General features: G+C 61.7%; 19 protein-coding genes. 9 read left to right on the top strand and 10 right to left on the bottom strand.

Annotated elements, in window-relative coordinates:
* Positions 1-11 precede the first annotated feature (11 nt).
* The 3 genes from ACERHN_RS05035 to ACERHN_RS05025 all read right to left on the bottom strand — a co-directional run bounded on the left by ACERHN_RS05035 (position 12) and on the right by ACERHN_RS05025 (position 2,066).
* Complete coding sequence (locus ACERHN_RS05035) at positions 12-1,040, bottom strand: hypothetical protein (RefSeq protein WP_415921558.1); 1,029 nt, start codon at positions 1,038-1,040, stop codon at positions 12-14.
* Between the two features lie 4 nt (positions 1,041-1,044).
* Positions 1,045-1,515, bottom strand: coding sequence for a transcription elongation factor GreA (gene greA, locus ACERHN_RS05030; protein ID WP_415921557.1), 471 nt, complete (start codon positions 1,513-1,515; stop codon positions 1,045-1,047).
* Positions 1,516-1,685: 170 nt separating this feature from the next.
* Positions 1,686-2,066: a VOC family protein gene (locus ACERHN_RS05025; RefSeq protein WP_415921556.1), complete on the bottom strand. Its 381-nt coding sequence runs from the start codon at positions 2,064-2,066 to the stop codon at positions 1,686-1,688.
* A gap of 121 nt (positions 2,067-2,187) precedes the next feature.
* On the opposite strand from ACERHN_RS05025, the gene soxR reads away from it, so the two are divergent.
* The 4 genes from soxR to ACERHN_RS05005 all read left to right on the top strand — a co-directional run bounded on the left by soxR (position 2,188) and on the right by ACERHN_RS05005 (position 7,024).
* Positions 2,188-2,613 (top strand): redox-sensitive transcriptional activator SoxR, encoded by a 426-nt coding sequence (soxR, locus tag ACERHN_RS05020; protein WP_415921555.1) that lies wholly within the window; start codon positions 2,188-2,190, stop codon positions 2,611-2,613.
* Between the two features lie 131 nt (positions 2,614-2,744).
* On the top strand, positions 2,745-4,394 hold the full coding sequence (locus ACERHN_RS05015; RefSeq protein WP_415921554.1) for an electron transfer flavoprotein-ubiquinone oxidoreductase: 1,650 nt from the start codon (positions 2,745-2,747) through the stop codon (positions 4,392-4,394).
* A 94-nt stretch (positions 4,395-4,488) separates the two neighbouring features.
* Positions 4,489-6,231 (top strand): tetratricopeptide repeat protein, encoded by a 1,743-nt coding sequence (locus ACERHN_RS05010; protein ID WP_415921553.1) that lies wholly within the window; start codon positions 4,489-4,491, stop codon positions 6,229-6,231.
* Positions 6,221-7,024, top strand: coding sequence for a 4-(cytidine 5'-diphospho)-2-C-methyl-D-erythritol kinase (locus ACERHN_RS05005; protein ID WP_415921552.1), 804 nt, complete (start codon positions 6,221-6,223; stop codon positions 7,022-7,024). Before ACERHN_RS05010 ends, ACERHN_RS05005 begins: the two co-directional genes overlap by 11 nt.
* Here ACERHN_RS05005 and ACERHN_RS05000 read toward each other — a convergent pair.
* Entirely contained in the window at positions 7,017-8,015 is a 999-nt protein-coding gene (locus ACERHN_RS05000; protein WP_415921551.1) for a polyprenyl synthetase family protein, read from the bottom strand. The genes ACERHN_RS05005 and ACERHN_RS05000 overlap by 8 nt on opposite strands.
* Positions 8,016-8,071: 56 nt before the next feature.
* Here ACERHN_RS05000 and ACERHN_RS04995 point away from each other — a divergent pair, with 56 nt between their 5' ends.
* The 3 genes from ACERHN_RS04995 (at position 8,072) to ACERHN_RS04985 (ending at position 9,284) form a co-directional block, all read left to right on the top strand.
* On the top strand, positions 8,072-8,287 hold the full coding sequence (locus ACERHN_RS04995; RefSeq protein ID WP_415921550.1) for a DUF2007 domain-containing protein: 216 nt from the start codon (positions 8,072-8,074) through the stop codon (positions 8,285-8,287).
* Positions 8,265-9,008, top strand: a complete 744-nt coding sequence (locus ACERHN_RS04990; RefSeq protein ID WP_415921549.1) for a tRNA1(Val) (adenine(37)-N6)-methyltransferase — start codon at positions 8,265-8,267, stop codon at positions 9,006-9,008. Before ACERHN_RS04995 ends, ACERHN_RS04990 begins: the two co-directional genes overlap by 23 nt.
* Positions 9,009-9,119: 111 nt before the next feature.
* On the top strand, positions 9,120-9,284 hold the full coding sequence (locus ACERHN_RS04985) for a YdcH family protein (RefSeq protein WP_415921548.1): 165 nt from the start codon (positions 9,120-9,122) through the stop codon (positions 9,282-9,284).
* On the opposite strand, the gene ACERHN_RS04980 is transcribed toward ACERHN_RS04985, so the two are convergent.
* The 5 genes from ACERHN_RS04980 to ACERHN_RS04960 all read right to left on the bottom strand — a co-directional run bounded on the left by ACERHN_RS04980 (position 9,281) and on the right by ACERHN_RS04960 (position 14,408).
* Positions 9,281-10,150 carry a DMT family transporter gene (locus ACERHN_RS04980; RefSeq protein ID WP_415921547.1) on the bottom strand — a complete coding sequence of 290 codons (870 nt, stop codon included), beginning with the start codon at positions 10,148-10,150 and terminating at the stop codon, positions 9,281-9,283. The two genes, ACERHN_RS04985 and ACERHN_RS04980, sit on opposite strands and share 4 nt — an antisense overlap.
* Complete coding sequence (locus ACERHN_RS04975; RefSeq protein ID WP_415921546.1) at positions 10,147-11,079, bottom strand: transcriptional regulator GcvA; 933 nt, start codon at positions 11,077-11,079, stop codon at positions 10,147-10,149. Before ACERHN_RS04975 ends, ACERHN_RS04980 begins: the two co-directional genes overlap by 4 nt.
* Before the next feature lie 309 nt (positions 11,080-11,388).
* The gene (gene phbB, locus ACERHN_RS04970; protein WP_415921545.1) at positions 11,389-12,114 is read right to left on the bottom strand and encodes an acetoacetyl-CoA reductase; all 726 of its coding nucleotides are present in this window, start codon (positions 12,112-12,114) and stop codon (positions 11,389-11,391) included.
* A gap of 142 nt (positions 12,115-12,256) precedes the next feature.
* Positions 12,257-13,432: an acetyl-CoA C-acetyltransferase gene (locus ACERHN_RS04965; protein WP_415921544.1), complete on the bottom strand. Its 1,176-nt coding sequence runs from the start codon at positions 13,430-13,432 to the stop codon at positions 12,257-12,259.
* A gap of 136 nt (positions 13,433-13,568) precedes the next feature.
* The gene (locus ACERHN_RS04960) at positions 13,569-14,408 is read right to left on the bottom strand and encodes an EAL domain-containing protein (protein ID WP_415921543.1); all 840 of its coding nucleotides are present in this window, start codon (positions 14,406-14,408) and stop codon (positions 13,569-13,571) included.
* Between the two features lie 115 nt (positions 14,409-14,523).
* Between ACERHN_RS04960 and ACERHN_RS04955 the strand changes: the two genes are divergently transcribed.
* Both ACERHN_RS04955 and rpsD read left to right on the top strand, forming a co-directional pair.
* Positions 14,524-15,099, top strand: a complete 576-nt coding sequence (locus tag ACERHN_RS04955; protein WP_415921542.1) for a DNA-3-methyladenine glycosylase I — start codon at positions 14,524-14,526, stop codon at positions 15,097-15,099.
* A 171-nt stretch (positions 15,100-15,270) separates the two neighbouring features.
* Complete coding sequence (gene rpsD, locus ACERHN_RS04950) at positions 15,271-15,891, top strand: 30S ribosomal protein S4 (protein ID WP_415921541.1); 621 nt, start codon at positions 15,271-15,273, stop codon at positions 15,889-15,891.
* Positions 15,892-15,945: 54 nt separating this feature from the next.
* Here the strand turns inward: rpsD and ACERHN_RS04945 are convergent, their stop codons facing one another.
* Complete coding sequence (locus ACERHN_RS04945) at positions 15,946-16,404, bottom strand: phage tail protein (protein ID WP_415921540.1); 459 nt, start codon at positions 16,402-16,404, stop codon at positions 15,946-15,948.
* Positions 16,405-16,423 lie beyond the last annotated feature (19 nt).

Raw genomic sequence — 16,423 nt, 5'->3', positions numbered from 1 at the left:
CCGGTCCGGTCCTAGTCGAACGTCCCCGCAACCCGGCCCAACAGCATGAAGGCGCGCGCGGTACGCGTGTCACCCAAGGCCGTCAGCTCTGCATCAGACGCGCGTTCGGCAAAGCCCGAGATCGTCTTGTCAAACCGGCGCAGGAAGTGATGTGCCGCGTCGCGGAAAATCGGGTCCTGCTTCATGCGCCCGGCAGACAGCGCCAGAGACGACCGGTCCCGCACGCCGCCAAGCGCCGCCACGGGACGGCCCCGCGCACCGCCCGCAAACTGGCGCCAGATTTCGGGGCGCGCGCGGTCGGGGCGCAGATCGTCCATGTAAATGCCGTCCTGGCTGAGCAGGGTCAGGATGTCCTGGCTTGCCTGAATGAGCTGTGCGGTCTCGCGGTCGCGCATCGCCTTGCGCAGGGCGGCAAACCCCTCTTCGTCTTCGGCGGTTTCGGGAAAGTTGAGGGCGCGGATGAAATCCTGCGTGTCGATGGGCGGTGTGATTTCCTCGGCCGTGGTGCCAAGGGCAAGCGCGGGCTGATCATCCGCGCGCGCGGCTGGTTCTGCCGGGGCGGCGGCGCGCGCGCCGCCGTCGCCGTCGCGACGGGTCTGAAACGTGGCCAGCGCGGTTTCGGTCTTGCGCGCGGCGGCGGCAATCTCGTCCAGCTTGCGCGACACCGACGGCTCTGCGGCAATGTCGCGGCCCTGTTGCTGCGCGATATAGGCCTGGCGGATGGCGTCGATGGCGGTTTGCAACCGCTGGCTTTCCTCGCGCATGACGCGGCTGGATTTGGCGGCCGTGGCCGCGACCCAGATCATGGCGACCGGCATGAACACGGCCAGCATGGTGATGAGAAACCGCATGCCGTCCGTGTCGGTGCCCTCGTTCGATCCGGTCAGGAAAAACGCAACTGCGCCCACCAGCCAGAGCCCCGACAGGATCATGGCCACCACTTCGATGCTCGAAACACGCTCCTGTTTCGGCTTGTCATAGATGCCAAGCGGCGTCGGGCGTGCCTGCGGCCGCGGCTGTGGTTCGGGTCTGTCGGCCATGGCCTCAGCTATAGCTGATTTTCAGGACTTCGTAGGACTTTTCACCGCCCGGTGTGCGCACCTCGACGCTGTCGCCCTCTTCCTTGCCGATCAGGGCACGGGCAATCGGCGATTTTATGTTCAGAAGCCCTTTTTCGATGTTGGCCTCGTATTCGCCGACGATCTGGTACGTCTTTTCTTCGTCCGTGTCCTCGTCCACCAGCGTGACGGTCGCCCCGAACTTGATGGAGCCGGACAGTTTGGATGGGTCGATCACCTCGGCCAGCGAGATCACCCCTTCGAGTTCCTTGATCCGGCCTTCGATGAAGGACTGTTTTTCCTTGGCCGAATGATATTCGGCATTCTCGGACAGGTCGCCATGTTCGCGCGCCTCTGCGATCGCCTTGATGATCGCGGGGCGTTCTTCGGTCTTGAGCTGTTTCAATTCCGTTTCCAGCGCGTCTGCACCGGTGCGGGTCATCGGGATCTTGTCCATGGGCGTCGTCCAAACAGGGCAGGCGGCCCCGGATGGAACCGCCCTGATGTACTTTGCCGTTAACTGACCCAATGGCGGGCGGGATTGCAAGGAGATTTGGGCGGATTGGGGGGCGCTGCCCCCGCCCTGCGGGCTCCCCCGTGGTATTTTCGGCCAGAAGAAACTGCGGCTCAGTCGTATTGCACAACCTCGTATTCGATGTTGTCGGCGTCGTGGAAGTAGAAGCGGCGCCCGGGTTCATAGTCACCGTGATTGCCGGGTGTGAAGCCCAGGGCCACAACGGCGGCCTCCATGGCGTCGATGTCATCGGTCACCACGGCAAGGTGGTTGAGACCGCCAACGGTCGTGTAGGTGTTGTCAGCCGGCGGGTTTGGCGCGCCGGGCGTGTAGAGCGCCAGATAGGCGGCTTCGGTGCCCACGTGCACGGTGCGCCCGCCCGCCATCGCGGATCCGGCCCACCGGATGTGCCAGCCAAAAAGGTCGCACATCCATTTGGCGGTGGCTTCGGGGTTTGAGACGGTCAGATTGGTGTGTTCGAGAATAGCTGGCATCGGGGGGTCCTTTCCTCATGGGCTTTCCTTTTGCGTCACATGCAGGCATCGTCCGATCTCAAGTGTACTTGAGGTCAAGAGGTTTTTTTGCGTGGCGTTTGAAGGATTGAGCATTGGAGACATGGCCGCGCGGACAGGCCTCGCCGTGTCGGCGATCCGGTATTACGAGGATGAAGGGCTGATCGCGCCGTGGCGCAACGCTGGCGGGCGCAGGCGGTTTCAGCGCAGTGACCTGCGGCGGTTGAGTTTCATCATCGTGGCCCAGCAATTCGGGTTTACGCTGGCGCAAATCCGCGAAGAGTTGGACCGTTTGCCACGGCATAGGGCTCCGACCAAGCGCGACTGGGCGCGGATCAGCGCGACGTTTCGCGACCGGTTGGACCAGCGCATCACCGCCCTTGAACGGATGCGCGACACGCTGGATGGGTGCATCGGGTGTGGATGTCTGAGCCTTGAGGCGTGCAAGCTTTACAATCCGAAGGACAGGGCCGCAAAATTGGGCAGTGGACCGCGCTATCTGCTGGGAGACCTGCCGTCAGACAAGTAACGTCTCGTCGTTTCGTGAATAATTGCTGGATTTTTTCACGAAGGCGATGCACGAAGTTGCGGACGTATTATCTGTGCGCTAGCCAAGGCTGTCACGACAGCCGCGCAAATGACACAAGGGAGCAGCCAACCATGGCCGAGATTGAACGCGAAGCGATGGAATATGATGTTGTGATCGTGGGGGCGGGGCCTGCGGGCCTGAGCGCTGCGATCCGGCTCAAACAGCTTGATGCGGACCTGAACGTGGTGGTGCTGGAAAAAGGCTCCGAAGTGGGTGCGCATATTCTGTCGGGGGCCGTGCTGGACCCGGTTGGCCTGAACAAGCTGATCCCGGATTGGGGAGAGAAGGGCGCGCCGCTGAACGTGCCGGTGACCGAAGACAAGTTTTATATGCTGGGCGAAGCGGGCAAGCTGAAGATCCCGAATTTCCCGATGCCGCCGCTCATGAACAACCACGGCAACTACATCGTGTCGATGGGCAACGTGTGCCGCTGGATGGCGGAGCAGGCCGAAGAGATGGGTGTCGAGATTTTCCCCGGTATGGCGTGTTCCGAGCTGGTTTACGGCGAAAATGGCGAAGTAAAGGGCGTTGTTGCGGGCGTGTTCGGGCTTGAGGCGGACGGATCCATTGGTGAGAACACAGAGCCGGGCATGGAACTGCACGGCAAGTACGTGTTCCTGTCCGAGGGCGTGCGCGGATCGCTCTCGAAGGAAGTGATTGCCAAATACGACCTCGCCAAGGGCAAGGAGCCGCAGAAATACGGGCTTGGCATGAAGGAGATCTGGGAGATCGACCCGGCCAAGCACCGCGAAGGGTCCGTGACGCACACGATGGGCTGGCCTCTTGGTGGCAATGCCGGTGGCGGGTCGTTTATCTATCACCTTGAGAACAATCAGGTTTACGTCGGGTTCGTCGTCCACCTGAACTACAAGAACCCGCATCTGTTCCCGTATATGGAATTCCAGCGCTTCAAGCATCACCCGATGGTGGCGGAGCTGCTCGAGGGCGGCAAACGCGTGGCCTACGGTGCGCGCGCCATTTCCGAGGGTGGATATCAGTCGATGCCTAAAATGGTGGCACCCGGTGTGGCGCTGCTGGGCTGTTCGGTGGGTATGGTCAACGTCCCGCGGATCAAGGGCAACCACAACGCGATGCTGTCGGGCATGGCCGCGGCCGAGGCGGCACATGCCGCGATTGCGGCTGATCGTTCGGGCGATGAGTTGAGCGAATACGAAGGCGAGGTGCGCGGCGGCGCCATTGGCGCGGACCTCAAGAAGGTGCGCAACGTGAAACCGCTCTGGTCGAAATACGGCCTTACGGCATCGCTCGCCGTGGGCGGGTTCGACATGTGGTGCAACACGCTCGGGTTTTCGCTGCTGGGGACGTTGGGCCATGGCAAATCGGACGCGCAAGCCACCGAAGAGGCGTCAAAGCACACGGCCATCGACTACCCGAAACCGGATGGCAAGCTGAGCTTTGACCGGCTGACCAACGTATCCTTCAGCTTCACCAACCACGAGGAAAGCCAGCCTGCGCACCTGCGGCTGACGGATGACAGCATCCCCGTGGCACAGAACCTGCCCAAGTACGCGGGCCCAAGTGCGCGCTACTGCCCTGCAGGCGTGTACGAATTCGTCGAGGAAGAGGGCAAGGACACGCGTTTTGTCATCAACTTCCAGAACTGCGTGCATTGCAAGACCTGCGATATCAAGGATCCGGCGCAGAACATCACCTGGACCACGCCGCAGGGCGGGGACGGGCCAAACTATCCCAACATGTAAATCAGCTGGTGCACCCCTTCTTGGCGGAGGGGTGCATTTTCATGACCTTTTCGCGAGGTTGCGTTGCGCTGGCGGCGTAAGATGCTAGCCTTTGATGAAACGCATCTTTGAAAGAGGTCCTAGCACTGTGATCCGTTCCCTGTTGTCGACCACTGCGGCGATTGCCGTTGCCCTGTCTTTGTCCCTGCCCGCTGCGGCGCAGTCGTTTGCGGGGGATTACCTTGCCGGGCGGCAGGCTGCGATGAACAGCGATTTTACAGCGGCAGCACGCTATCTCACGCAGGCGCTTGCCGCTGACCCGGACAATGTGGATCTGATGGGCGATGCGGTGGCGGCGCAGCTGGCCCTGGGTCGTTTGGACCGGGGGCTGCCCATTGCGCTCGAGATGGAAGCGCAGGGGCATCGCAGCCAGGTGGCGCATCTGGTTGTCGTGGCGGACCTGTTGCAACGCGAAGACTATGCGACGTTCCTGGCCCGCGATGCGGAAAAGCAGGGCATTGGCCCGCTTGTGGACGGTCTGCTTGAGGCGTGGGCCCTGGTGGGGGCGGGCAACCGACCCGCGGCGATGGCGACCTTTGACGCGCTGTCCGAAGAACGCGGGCTTCAGGGATTTGCGCTCTATCACAAGGCGATGGCGCTGGCTGGGCTTGGTGATTTCGCCGCCGCAGAGGCGGTGTTTGCGGATCAGGGCACGGGACCATTGCAAGAGACGCGGCGCGGCGCGATGGCCCGGGCCGAAATGTTGTCGCAACTGGGACGGAACGAAGATGCGCTGGCCGCGATCCAGCAGGCATTTGGCGCGTCGCGTGATCCCGAATTGCAGCTGCTGGTGGATGCGCTGGAGGCGGGGGAAACCGTGCCTTTCACCCATATCACATCCGCACGGGACGGTGTGGCCGAGGTGTTTTATTCCGTGGCGGGTGCGCTGCGGTCCGAGGCGGGGGCGGACTATACCCTGCTGTATGGCCGGGTGGCGCGACATTTGCGCCCGGACCACGTGGATGCGCTGCTGCTCAATGCAGAGCTGCTTGATTCGTTGCAGCAATACGACCTGGCCAACGCCACGTACAAGGAAATGGCGACGGATCACCCCGCCTATCATGCGGCGGAGTTGGGCCGTGCATCGGCGCTGCGGCAATCGGGCAAACCGGATGCGGCCATCGAAGTGCTGGAACAACTGGCCAAACGGTATCCCGATCTCAGCATCGTGCATTCGTCGCTGGGTGATATCCTGCGGCAACAGGACCGTTTCGAAGACGCGGTGCCCGCTTATGACCGGGCGATTGCATTGACCGATGACACGGCGCGGGGGGCATGGTTCTTGCACTATGCGCGCGCCATTTGCCACGAGCGCAACAAGGACTGGCCCAAGGCCGAAGCCGATTTCCGCAAAGCGCTGGAGCTGAACCCCGGTCAGCCGCAAGTGCTGAACTACCTTGGCTATTCCATGGTCGAGATGCAGATCAACCTCGATGAAGCGCTTGAAATGATTGAACAAGCCGTCTCGGCCAGCCCGGACAGCGGTTACATCGTCGACAGCCTTGGTTGGGTCCTCTATCGGCTGGGCCGCTATGACGAGGCGGTTGGGCACATGGAGCGCGCGGTTGAGTTGATGCCGATTGATCCGGTCGTCAACGATCACCTGGGCGACGTCTACTGGGCCGTTGGCCGCGTGCGCGAGGCGGAGTTCCAGTGGATGCGGGCCCTGTCGTTCGTGGATGAGGAAAACCCCGGCGACGCGCAACCCGACCGGATCCGGCGCAAGCTGGAGGTTGGGCTGGACGTGGTTCTGGATGAAGAAGGGGCCGCGCCGCTTGAAGTGGCCAATGACGATTGAGGCCTTTGCCCCGGCCAAGATCAACCTGACCCTCCACGTCACCGGACAGCGTGCGGATGGCTATCATCTGCTGGATAGCTTGGTGGTGTTTGCCGATATCGGCGACCGCTTGTGGTGCGCGCCGGGCCCGGACATGCGTTTGACGGTCACTGGGCCCTTTGCCGATGGCGTGCCCCAAGACGCGCGCAACCTCGTGTGGCAGGCTGCGGAATTGGCGCAGTGGACAGGGCACATCCGATTGGAAAAGAACCTGCCACATGGGGCAGGTATCGGCGGTGGGTCATCGGACGCAGCCGCCCTTTTGCAGGCCCTAGGTGCGGCGGACAGTGGCCTCAGCCTCGGTGCAGATGTCCCGGTCTGCCGGGCGGGTTCAGCCGCGCGGATGGGCGGTGTGGGCGAGGAGGTCACGCCGATCACGGGCCTGCCGTCGCTTCATGCGGTGTTGGTCAATCCCGGTTTGCACGTGCCGACGCCGCGCGTCTTTGCCGCGCTCGACAGCAAACACAACGCCCCCATGACGGATATGCCGACGCCCATGACACCGGTGGCGTTTGACGGCTGGCTGCGCGCGCAGCGCAACGACCTTGAACCACCTGCGCAGGCGCAACAGCAAGTCATTGTTGACGTTCTCAACGCGTTGCGCATGCGGGACGGTGTTGGCGTTGCACGCATGTCCGGATCGGGGGCCACCTGTTTCGGACTATTTGACAGCCGTGACATGGCCGAACGCGGGGCGCGCGACATCGAAGGGGCGCACCCGGACTGGTGGGTCCGCGCCTGCGCGCTTAGTTGATCCGTTCCACCACGTAATCCGCGAGGTCCAGCAGCATGTCCTTGAGATCGTGGGCGGGCAAGGGATCAAGCGCCGCCTTCGCCTGCGCCGCCCACCGGATCGCTGCGTCCTTGGTGTAGGTCAGCGCATCATGCGTGTTCAGCAGCGCGAGTGCATGATCCAGATCGCCGTCGTCCTGCTTGCCGCGCTCGATGGTGCGGGACCAGAACGCACGTTCTTCCGCGTCGCTCAGGGCAACGGCCCGGATCACTGGCAATGTCAGCTTCCGTTCGCGGAAATCGTCGCCCACATTCTTGCCTGTGGCCGATGATTGCCCCTGATAATCAAGCAGATCGTCCACGATCTGGAACGCGATGCCCAACGCGTCACCGTAATCAAACAGGGCGCGGATATGCGCGTCATCCGCCCCGGCAATGACACCGCCCACTTCGGTCGCCGCGGAAAACAGGGCCGCCGTCTTGCCGCGGATCACCTGAAGGTAAACCGCTTCGTCCGTGGCAAGGTCCTGTGCCGCCGTCAATTGCAGCACTTCGCCCTCGGCGATTGTCGCGGACGCGTCCGACAGAATGCGCAACACGTCAAGCGACCCGGTCTCTGTCATCAACTGGAACGACCGCGAAAAGAGGTAATCGCCCACCAGCACGGATGACTTGTTGTCCCACAGCAGGTTGGCCGTTGGCCGTCCCCGGCGCTGCGCGCTTTCGTCAACCACATCATCATGCAAGAGCGTCGCGGTGTGGATGAACTCCACCGTCGCGGCAAGGTGCACATGGAACGGCCCGTCATAGCCACACATGCGCGCCGCCGCGAGTGTCAGCATGGGCCGCAGACGCTTGCCCCCGGCGCCCACGAGGTGCTGGGTGACTTCCGGAATGCGCGGCGCATGTTCCGATGCCATTTTGGCCCGGATCAGGCTGTTCACAGCCTCCATATCGTCGGCCAGATAGGCCGCAAGCCGGTCATGTGGTTTTGCGATTGCAGACGCGTCCATAACGATCCCCGTAAGCCCACTCGACAAGTAGGCTAAAATGCCCCTACATCCATGATATGAAGGAACTTTTGCGCAGCACTGACCCGACGATCATCGCCTTTGCCTCGGCCCTTCTTGAGGGCGAGGATATAGACTGCTTTCAGATGGACGTAAATATGAGCATCCTCGAAGGTGGCATCGGGATTTTCCCCCGCCGTCTTATGGTGCATCGGGACGATTATGACGCCGCGTTGCGGGTGATGGTCGACAATGAGATCGACCTTGGACGGTGAGCTGACCCGCGATGCGTTCCTGGGGGGGCGCGTCGAATTATGGCAGCCGAAACAAGGGTATCGGGCCGGTGTGGACCCGGTTTTGCTGGCGGCTTCGGTGCCGGCGGTCAGCGGGCAAAGCGTTCTGGATCTTGGATGCGGTGTCGGTGCTGCGGCCTTGTGCCTTGGGGCACGTGTTCCGGGGCTGACATTGCTCGGGGTCGAGCGGCAGGCGGCCTATGCCGCACTGGCGGTGCGCAACGGGCTTGATACGGTTGTGGCGGACCTCACAGACCTGCCGGACGCGGTCAAACAGCGCAGCTTTGACCATGTGCTGGCGAATCCCCCGTATTTCGACCGGTCTGGCGGCCACAGCGCGCGGGATGCGGGGCGGGAGGCCGCGTTGGGCATCGATACGCCGCTGGCCGCTTGGGTGGACGTGGCGGCGCGGCGGCTGCGTCCCAAAGGCTACCTGCATATGATCCACCGGGCCGAGCGTCTGCCGGATATTCTCACCGCCCTGGCGGGGCGTTTGGGCAGTGCCGAACTGTGGCCCATTGCCCCGCGGACCGGGCGGGCGGCGGAACTCGTGATATGCCGCGCCCGGAAAGAGGGGCGGGCGCCGTTTCGGCTGCATGCACCGATCATCATGCACGCAGGCGCGCGGCATGCGCGCGACGGCGAAGACTATGTCCCTGAGATCCAAGCGGTTTTGCGCGCGGGTGCCGCGCTTATCCCTTAACCATTCTTTAAGGTTGAATCGATTGAATCCCGCTCATGCTGCGCGTGCGGCGTGACTTGTGGCTCAAGTTGTGGTTCGCTGGACGTGCACTTTGTCAGCAAGGAGGACCATATGAGCATCACCGCCCATCTCGAAGAGTTGAAAAAGAAGCACGAAACCCTGAGCGAACAGGTCGACATGGCCCAACGCTCACCGGCGGTTGATCAGATCGAGATCGCCACCATGAAGAAGCAGAAACTCAGGCTCAAGGAAGAGATCACGCGCCTGTCCAGCTAGGCGCGTTTGCGCAAGCTTGCCCGAGCAGCCAGCAGTGCGCCTGCTGTGATCAAGGCAGCCGCGAGGCCCAAGGACCACGTGGCCTGAGCCACTCCGGCAAGCACCAGCACAATCGTAGACAACAGCGGCGCGGCATAGGATGCCGTGCCCAACAACTGGATATCGCCCTGTTTCACGCCGATGTCCCAGACGTAAAACGCCAGACCCACCGGGCCGAGCCCCAGCATAAACGCGCAGCCCCACGCCAATGGTGTCTGCGGCCAAACGGGCTGTTCCAGCAACAGATGCAGGGGAAGCGACAGCGCCGCGCTCGCAAGGCAGAACACGGCCACCGATGCCGTCGGTACGGCGCCAAAGATACGCGACAGTACGGAGTAGCTTGACCAGGTGAGCGCGCAGGCACCGGCGAGCATGTATCCCGGCAGCGCGTCCGCTGCGAAACCGGCGCTGCCGCCGGATACGATCAGCGCAGCCCCTGCGAACCCGACAAGCGCCCCCGCCACGTGCCCGCCGCGCAGGCGTTCCCCCGGCAACAGGCCGGAAAACAGAACAATGAGCAGCGGCCACAGATACGCAATCAAGCTGGCCTCTGCCGCCGGGGCAAGGCGCAGCGCGGAAAAGTAGAGCGCGTGGTAACCAAAAAGCCCAAGGGTTCCCAATACGTACACATGCCAGGGCACCGCGCGCAGAGACGCCAGATTGCCCGTCATCGATGTCCACACCAGACCAAGCGTGCCGCCAACCGCAAAACAGATCGCGTTGAGCAGAAAGGGCGGGGTGGGGGCCGCGCCCACAGTCAGGAGCGCCAACACGCCCCACAGCAAAATCGCGAGGAACCCAAGTGCGGTGGCACGCCCGGATGTCATGAAGGTGTCACCAGTGTCATGGCCTCGGTGATGTGTCGGGTCTTGTCGATTTCGGACACAATCCAATCCCGGAACGCCGCGATATGCGGGCGCGTTTCTGCGCCCTTGGCACAGAGGAACCGGAACCGCGCCCCGGTTTTCAGCGCGGTGGGGAAGGGCGCAACAAGGCGGCCGTCGGCCAGATCCTTGACCACAAGCGCCCGCCGCGCCAGCACGACACCCACCCCTGCCAAGGCGGCATCCACCGCGTGGTCCGCCTGACTGAACCGCGGCCCGTGCGTGGGCGCGTGATCAATGCCCATCACCTTGAACCAGGCGCCCCAGTCCATCGGTGGGTTCAGAAAACGAATGCTGTCGTCAAAAATCAACGGCGCGTCCCTGAGGCTCTGTGGTGTGGTGTACCGGGTCGCCATGTCGGGCGTCATCACCGGGCACACCCATTCCTCCGCGAGGGGCAGGACATAGTGGTCGTCTTCCAGTCCCCGGCCAAAACGGATCGCAACATCAATGCCGTCGCGTGCAAGGTCCATCATCTTGAGGCTGGCCGCAAAGCGTAGCTCTACATCCGGGTGCGTCTGCGCGAATTCATACAGCCGTGGTGCCAGCCACTTGGCCGTAAACGCCGGTCCTGCCGTCACCGTAAGCGTATGATTGTCCGTGACCTTTTCTGCCGCTCGCCACGCGCCCGCCAGGATCCTGAAGCCGTCGGCAACACCGGGTGCCAGCGCTTTGCCTGCATCTGTCAACTCGACGGCGCGGTTCAATCGCCGGAACACCTGCGTGCCCAGATGCTCTTCGAGCGACTTGATCTGAAAGCTGAGCGCTGCGGGTGTTACGTGCAGCTCCTCAGCCGCCTTGGCAAAGGACATATGCCGGGCAGCGGCATCGAAGGCACGTAACGCGGTGAGAGGGGGAAGACGGTCCTGCATCTTCACTTAAGTACAGCTTAACTGAACTCATGAAAAGTCTCGTTTGTCGAACAGCGTGGACATGGCCATATTCATCCCAAGACGAAACACACCACGCAGGAGACACGCTATGTTCGAGACATCCGCAAACCCCGCCATCCGCAACGCAATGGTCAAAGCCCACGCCGAACGTGGTGCTGCTCTGGCTGGCGCATGGGGCTGGCTTTTCGGGGCAAAACCTTCCCGCTGAAGCGCGCGCGCCTTCTTACGGGATGAAGAAAGGGCCGGGGCAAAGTGCACCGGCCCTTTTTGTTCAAATGTGCGTCTGGTTCAGACGAAGAATTGCGCACCGTTGGCCGAAATAGTCGACCCGTTGATGAACCCGGCGTCGTCAGATGCAAGGAACAGCACGCAGCGTGCGATCTCTTCCGGCTCACCCAGGCGGCCTGCAGGGATTTGCGGGATGATCTTTTCGTTCAGCACAGCCTCGGGAATCGCACGGACCATTTCGGTGCCGATATAGCCGGGGCAAATCGCGTTGGCGGTGATGCCTGCACGCGCACCTTCCTGCGCCAGCGATTTCACGATGCCCAGGTCGCCCGCTTTTGTCGCGGCATAGTTCACCTGACCGAACTGGCCCTTTTGACCGTTGATCGATGAGATCACGATCACCCGACCGAATTTGCGCTCTCGCATGCCGGGCCAAACCGGGTGCACGGTGTTAAACACGCCGGTCAGATTGGTGTCGATGACCTCCTGCCACTGCTCAGGCGTCATGCGGTGGAACGGTGCGTCGCGGGTGATGCCCGCGTTGGCCACAACCACGTCGATGGGGCCAAGATCCGCTTCGACCTGCGCGATACCGTCCTTGGAGCTGGCATAGTCGCCCACGTTCCATTTGTAGGTCTTGATGCCGGTTTCATCGGTGAACTTCGCGGCGGCTTCGTCATTGCCGGCATAGGTGGCGGCAACGGAATAGCCTGCGTCTTTGAGACCTTTGGAAATGGCCTCGCCGATACCGCGGGAACCGCCGGTGACAAGTGCTACACGGGACATTGGGGAAGACTCCTTTTGGGTTTTGCTCATAATGTTTCGCTCATATCGGCAGTTTGCGCAACATTGTTACGCAGTACCGTTGCGTTCGGGCGAAAAGGGGGAGAGGGGGTGGCGGTGCCGTGGGGCACCGCCGTGGCTTGTATCAGGGGCGCTCGAGGCACATGGCAACGCCCATGCCACCGCCGATGCACAGCGTGGCGAGGCCTTTTTTCGCGTTGCGACGCTTCATCTCGAAGAGCAGGGTGTTGAGCACACGCGCACCAGAGGCACCAATCGGGTGACCAATGGCGATGGCGCCGCCGTTCACGTTCACGATGGCCGGGTCCCAGCCCATGTCCTTGTTCACGGCGCAGGCTTGCGCGGCAAAGGCTTCGTTCGCTTCGACGAGGTCGAGATCATCCACGGACCAGCCTGCCTTTTCCAGCGCCTTGCGGGACGCATAGATCGGGCCGACGCCCATGATCGACGGGTCCAGACCGGCGGTGGCGTAGGACGCGATGCGTGCCAAAGGCTCAATCCCGCGCTTTTCCGCATTGTCGGCGGACATCAGCAAGGCACCGGCGGCGCCGTCATTCAGGCCGGAGGCGTTGGCGGCGGTTACCGAGCCTTCCTTGGTGAATGCGGGGCGCATCTTGGCCATCGCTTCAAGGTTGGCGCCGTGGCGGATGTATTCATCCGCGTCCACCACGATGTCGCCCTTGCGGGTCTTGACCGTGAAGGCCGTGATTTCGTCAGCGAATTTGCCGGCTTTCTGCGCGGCTTCCGCCTTGTTTTGCGAACCGACGGCAAATTCATCCTGCATGTCGCGGGTAATCTGCCACTGATCGGCAACATTCTCTGCCGTCTGGCCCATGTGATAGCCGTTGAAGGCATCCCACAGACCGTCGCGGATCATGGTGTCGATATACTTCAGATCGCCCATCTTGTGACCGGCGCGCAGAGCGGCGGCGTGGGGGCTGAGCGTCATGTTCTCTTGACCACCGGCGGCAACGATGTCTGCGTCACCCAGCTGGATGTGCTGCGCGCCCAGTGCAACCGCGCGCAGGCCGGACCCGCACACCTGGTTGATGGACCACGCCGCCGCCTCCTTGGGCAGACCTGCATTGATATGTGCCTGGCGGGCCGGGTTTTGGCCCTGAGCGGCGGTCAGCACCTGGCCCAGAATGGTTTCGGACACTTCGGACTTGTCGATGCCCGCGCGGTCTGCAACCGCTTCGAGCACGGTCGCGCCCAGATCGTGGGCCGGTGTGTTGGCGAATGAGCCTCCGAAGCTGCCAACGGCAGTTCGGGCAGCGGAAGCGATGACAACATTTGTCATTTGGTCAGATCCTCTAGTCAGTTGCGCGTGAGGATCATCCGAGACGGCACATGGCGGTGCGGGCCCCAGATTCCCCGCGTCGCCGCCGACTTAAGGGATTCGCGCCGCTGTCTCAAAGAGACACGGTGTCTCAGGCCTATGCGCGGGCCTTTTGCGCGGTTTGCCGCTCACTGAAAATCCAGTTGGGACGCACCGTGGGGGCGTCGAAGTAGTACCCTTGCAGGCAGTCAACGCCCATCTCCGTCATCAGCGCCACATCCTCGCCGCGTTCGAGCCCCTCGCCGACAACCAGCATGTCGAAATGATGTCCGATGCCCAGCATTGCGGCCGTCAACGCGCGAATGTCCGGATCGTCCGCGATCCCGTGGCAAAACTGCATATCGATCTTGAGGATGTCGAAATAGAAATCCTTGAGATAGCGCAGCGCCGTGTAACCCGCGCCGAAGTCGTCCAGCGCAAAGCCAATGCCCTGGTGGCTGAGCCGATCCATGAAATCGATCACCAGTTCCGGCTGATCCATCGCGGAGCTTTCCGTGATCTCAAGGATCAGGCGTTCCCCCAGCGTGCTGTCGCGCTTCATCCAGCGGTTCAGCGTGTTCATCCAGTTGCTGTACCCGATGGACCGCGCCGACATGTTGATCGACAGACGTACGGAGGGGTTTTCGGCCAGCGTGCGCAAGCCCATGTTGAGCGCCAGAGCATCAATTTCCCGACCCAACTCGGCCTTTTCCACGACAGGCATGAAGTCCTTGGCGGGAATCACCCGGCCAGTTTCATCCATCACCCGGATCAGCCCTTCGTGAAAGCCAACGGTGCGGTTGTGCGCGATCATCACCGGTTGAAAGGCCAACAATGTCTGATTGTGCCGCACCGCTTCGGCCACCATTTCAAGTGTGCTGCGGTCGCGCGCAGACACGGCCGCACTCAACGGATTGTCTGCTACCGGCGCGACGTCTGCAAATTTCGATCTGCGCATGTTGTCCACTGTCCTTGCGGCATTTGTGTTGGCACCATTGGCGCCAACCCGTAAAGATGTGTTTAATATTGGCATTTTGTTCTAATTTTACGAAACGGCTGCAAAGGAGATGCGCGTGACGCAACGCTGTGGCTGGGCGGGGCCGGACCAGATCTACCTCGACTACCATGATCAGGAATGGGGCGTGCCGGAATACGATGCACGCGCGCTGTGGGAAAAGCTGATCCTTGACGGGTTTCAGGCGGGTCTGAGCTGGATTACGATCCTGAAAAAGCGGGACAATTTTCGCCATGCCTTTGCAGGGTTCGATCCGGAAATCATTGCTCGTTGGGGCGAGGAAGACATCGCGCGGCTGCTGGCCGACCCGGGCATCATTCGTCATCGGGGCAAGATCGCCGCCACCATCAAGAACGCGCGCGCCTATCTCGACATTCAGGAGCGGCAGGGGTTTGATACATTTTTATGGGACTATGTTGACGGCACGCCACTCATCAATCACTGGCGCACCGATGCCGACGTGCCGCCATTCACGCCGCTGTCCGAACAGATCTCCAAGGACCTCAAACGGGCGGGTTTCACTTTTTGCGGCCCGACCATCGTCTATGCATTCATGGAAGCCTGCGGTCTTGTGAACGACCATCTGGTGGGATGCCCGCGCCACGCCGCGTGTGTTGCGATGGCGAGGCGTTGACACGGTCGTTTTCCCGCGTATAAGCGCGACTTCATTGGTGTTGGTGGTCCCCGCGAGGGGGTTCCTGTCGTCCCGGCCAAATCCGGGGAGAGGACAACGCCCTTCAACCTGCGCGACGGGCAATTTTTCCAAAAATTGCGCCCCGCTCAAACGAACCGAAGGAGATCAGCCGTGACAAAACGCACGTCTGCCAAGTACAAAATCGATCGCCGCATGGGCGAAAACATCTGGGGTCGCCCCAAATCCCCCGTCAACCGTCGTGAATACGGCCCCGGCCAGCACGGTCAGCGCCGCAAGGGCAAGCTGTCCGACTTCGGTATCCAGCTGCGCGCCAAGCAAAAGCTGAAAGGCTATTATGGCGACCTGACCGAAAAGCAGTTTCGCCGCATCTATGCCGAAGCGGAGCGTGTGAAGGGTGACACCGGTGAAAACCTGATCGGCCTGCTGGAGCGGCGCCTGGACGCCGTCGTCTACCGTGCCAAGTTCGTGGCGACCGTGTTTGCCGCACGTCAGTTCGTGAACCACGGCCACGTCAAGGTGAACGGTCGCAAGGTCAACATCCCCTCCTACCGTGTGAAGGAAGGCGACGTGATCGAGGTCCGCGACCGGTCCAAGCAACTGGCCGTTCTGCTCGAAGCAACTCAGCTGCCCGAGCGCGATGTGCCGGATTACATCGAAGCGGATCACTCGAAAATGACCGCCACGTTCGTGCGCACACCCGGTCTGGGCGATGTGCCTTACCCGGTGATGATGGAACCGAACCTGGTCGTCGAATTCTACGCCAAAAACTAAGGGCATTTGCCCCGACAATCTGGAAAGGCCGCTCTTATCGGGGCGGCCTTTTTGCTATGTGTTGGTAATCGTCAGCCCTTCATGCGCGATCTCGACGTTTTCTACGGCAAATTCATTGCGCATGGCGTCGAAATCGGCGGCGGTCACTTTGACCGGAAACGCATTATGAAGGGTCCACGCCATCGTGATGGCATCGTTTCCGTCCCGTAAGGTGATGGTGACCGATTTGCGGGTGATGGTGTTCAGCTTGATCTCATTGAACCAGTCGAACAGCGCGCTGTGTTGCGCGACAAGGCCCTTTTTCAACGTGACATTGGCGGTTTTTTGCAAGCCCGGCATCTTGATTTTCGAAAATACGGGACTGTTCCCCGCGCGATACTCCAGGACCTCGGTCTCAATATCGAGGCCGCTGGCTTCCTGAAACACCATCGACGTGTCCTCGACTGTCAGCACAAAGTGGAATTGCGGCATGGGCCAAACCGACCCTGGTTGCGGTTGTCCGTCGTCTTGCATGGCACACCCCCCTGATGGA

The sequence above is a fragment of the Tateyamaria rhodophyticola genome (assembly GCF_047777875.1).
Lineage (GTDB): Bacteria > Pseudomonadota > Alphaproteobacteria > Rhodobacterales > Rhodobacteraceae > Tateyamaria.
Note: the sequence above shows the minus strand (reverse complement) of the source record. Positions and strands in the feature narration are given on the sequence as shown.

Excerpts from the sequence above, each read along its gene's own strand:
- soxR (WP_415921555.1), top strand. The coding sequence starts at position 2,188 with ATGGCCGCGCGGACAGGCCTCGCCGTGTCGGCGATCCGGTATTACGAG.
- ACERHN_RS04965 (WP_415921544.1), bottom strand. The coding sequence starts at position 13,432 with ATGACAAATGTTGTCATCGCTTCCGCTGCCCGAACTGCCGTTGGCAGC.
- phbB (WP_415921545.1), bottom strand. The coding sequence starts at position 12,114 with ATGTCCCGTGTAGCACTTGTCACCGGCGGTTCCCGCGGTATCGGCGAG.
- ACERHN_RS05000 (WP_415921551.1), bottom strand. The coding sequence starts at position 8,015 with ATGGACGCGTCTGCAATCGCAAAACCACATGACCGGCTTGCGGCCTAT.
- ACERHN_RS04960 (WP_415921543.1), bottom strand. The coding sequence starts at position 14,408 with ATGCGCAGATCGAAATTTGCAGACGTCGCGCCGGTAGCAGACAATCCG.
- ACERHN_RS04985 (WP_415921548.1), top strand. The coding sequence starts at position 9,120 with ATGAGCATCACCGCCCATCTCGAAGAGTTGAAAAAGAAGCACGAAACC.
- ACERHN_RS04980 (WP_415921547.1), bottom strand. The coding sequence starts at position 10,150 with ATGACATCCGGGCGTGCCACCGCACTTGGGTTCCTCGCGATTTTGCTG.
- ACERHN_RS05035 (WP_415921558.1), bottom strand. The coding sequence starts at position 1,040 with ATGGCCGACAGACCCGAACCACAGCCGCGGCCGCAGGCACGCCCGACG.
- ACERHN_RS04990 (WP_415921549.1), top strand. The coding sequence starts at position 8,265 with ATGAGATCGACCTTGGACGGTGAGCTGACCCGCGATGCGTTCCTGGGG.
- ACERHN_RS05025 (WP_415921556.1), bottom strand. The coding sequence starts at position 2,066 with ATGCCAGCTATTCTCGAACACACCAATCTGACCGTCTCAAACCCCGAA.
- ACERHN_RS04995 (WP_415921550.1), top strand. The coding sequence starts at position 8,072 with ATGAAGGAACTTTTGCGCAGCACTGACCCGACGATCATCGCCTTTGCC.
- ACERHN_RS04945 (WP_415921540.1), bottom strand. The coding sequence starts at position 16,404 with ATGCAAGACGACGGACAACCGCAACCAGGGTCGGTTTGGCCCATGCCG.
- ACERHN_RS05010 (WP_415921553.1), top strand. The coding sequence starts at position 4,489 with ATGAAACGCATCTTTGAAAGAGGTCCTAGCACTGTGATCCGTTCCCTG.
- greA (WP_415921557.1), bottom strand. The coding sequence starts at position 1,515 with ATGGACAAGATCCCGATGACCCGCACCGGTGCAGACGCGCTGGAAACG.
- ACERHN_RS04975 (WP_415921546.1), bottom strand. The coding sequence starts at position 11,079 with ATGCAGGACCGTCTTCCCCCTCTCACCGCGTTACGTGCCTTCGATGCC.
- ACERHN_RS05005 (WP_415921552.1), top strand. The coding sequence starts at position 6,221 with ATGACGATTGAGGCCTTTGCCCCGGCCAAGATCAACCTGACCCTCCAC.
- ACERHN_RS05015 (WP_415921554.1), top strand. The coding sequence starts at position 2,745 with ATGGCCGAGATTGAACGCGAAGCGATGGAATATGATGTTGTGATCGTG.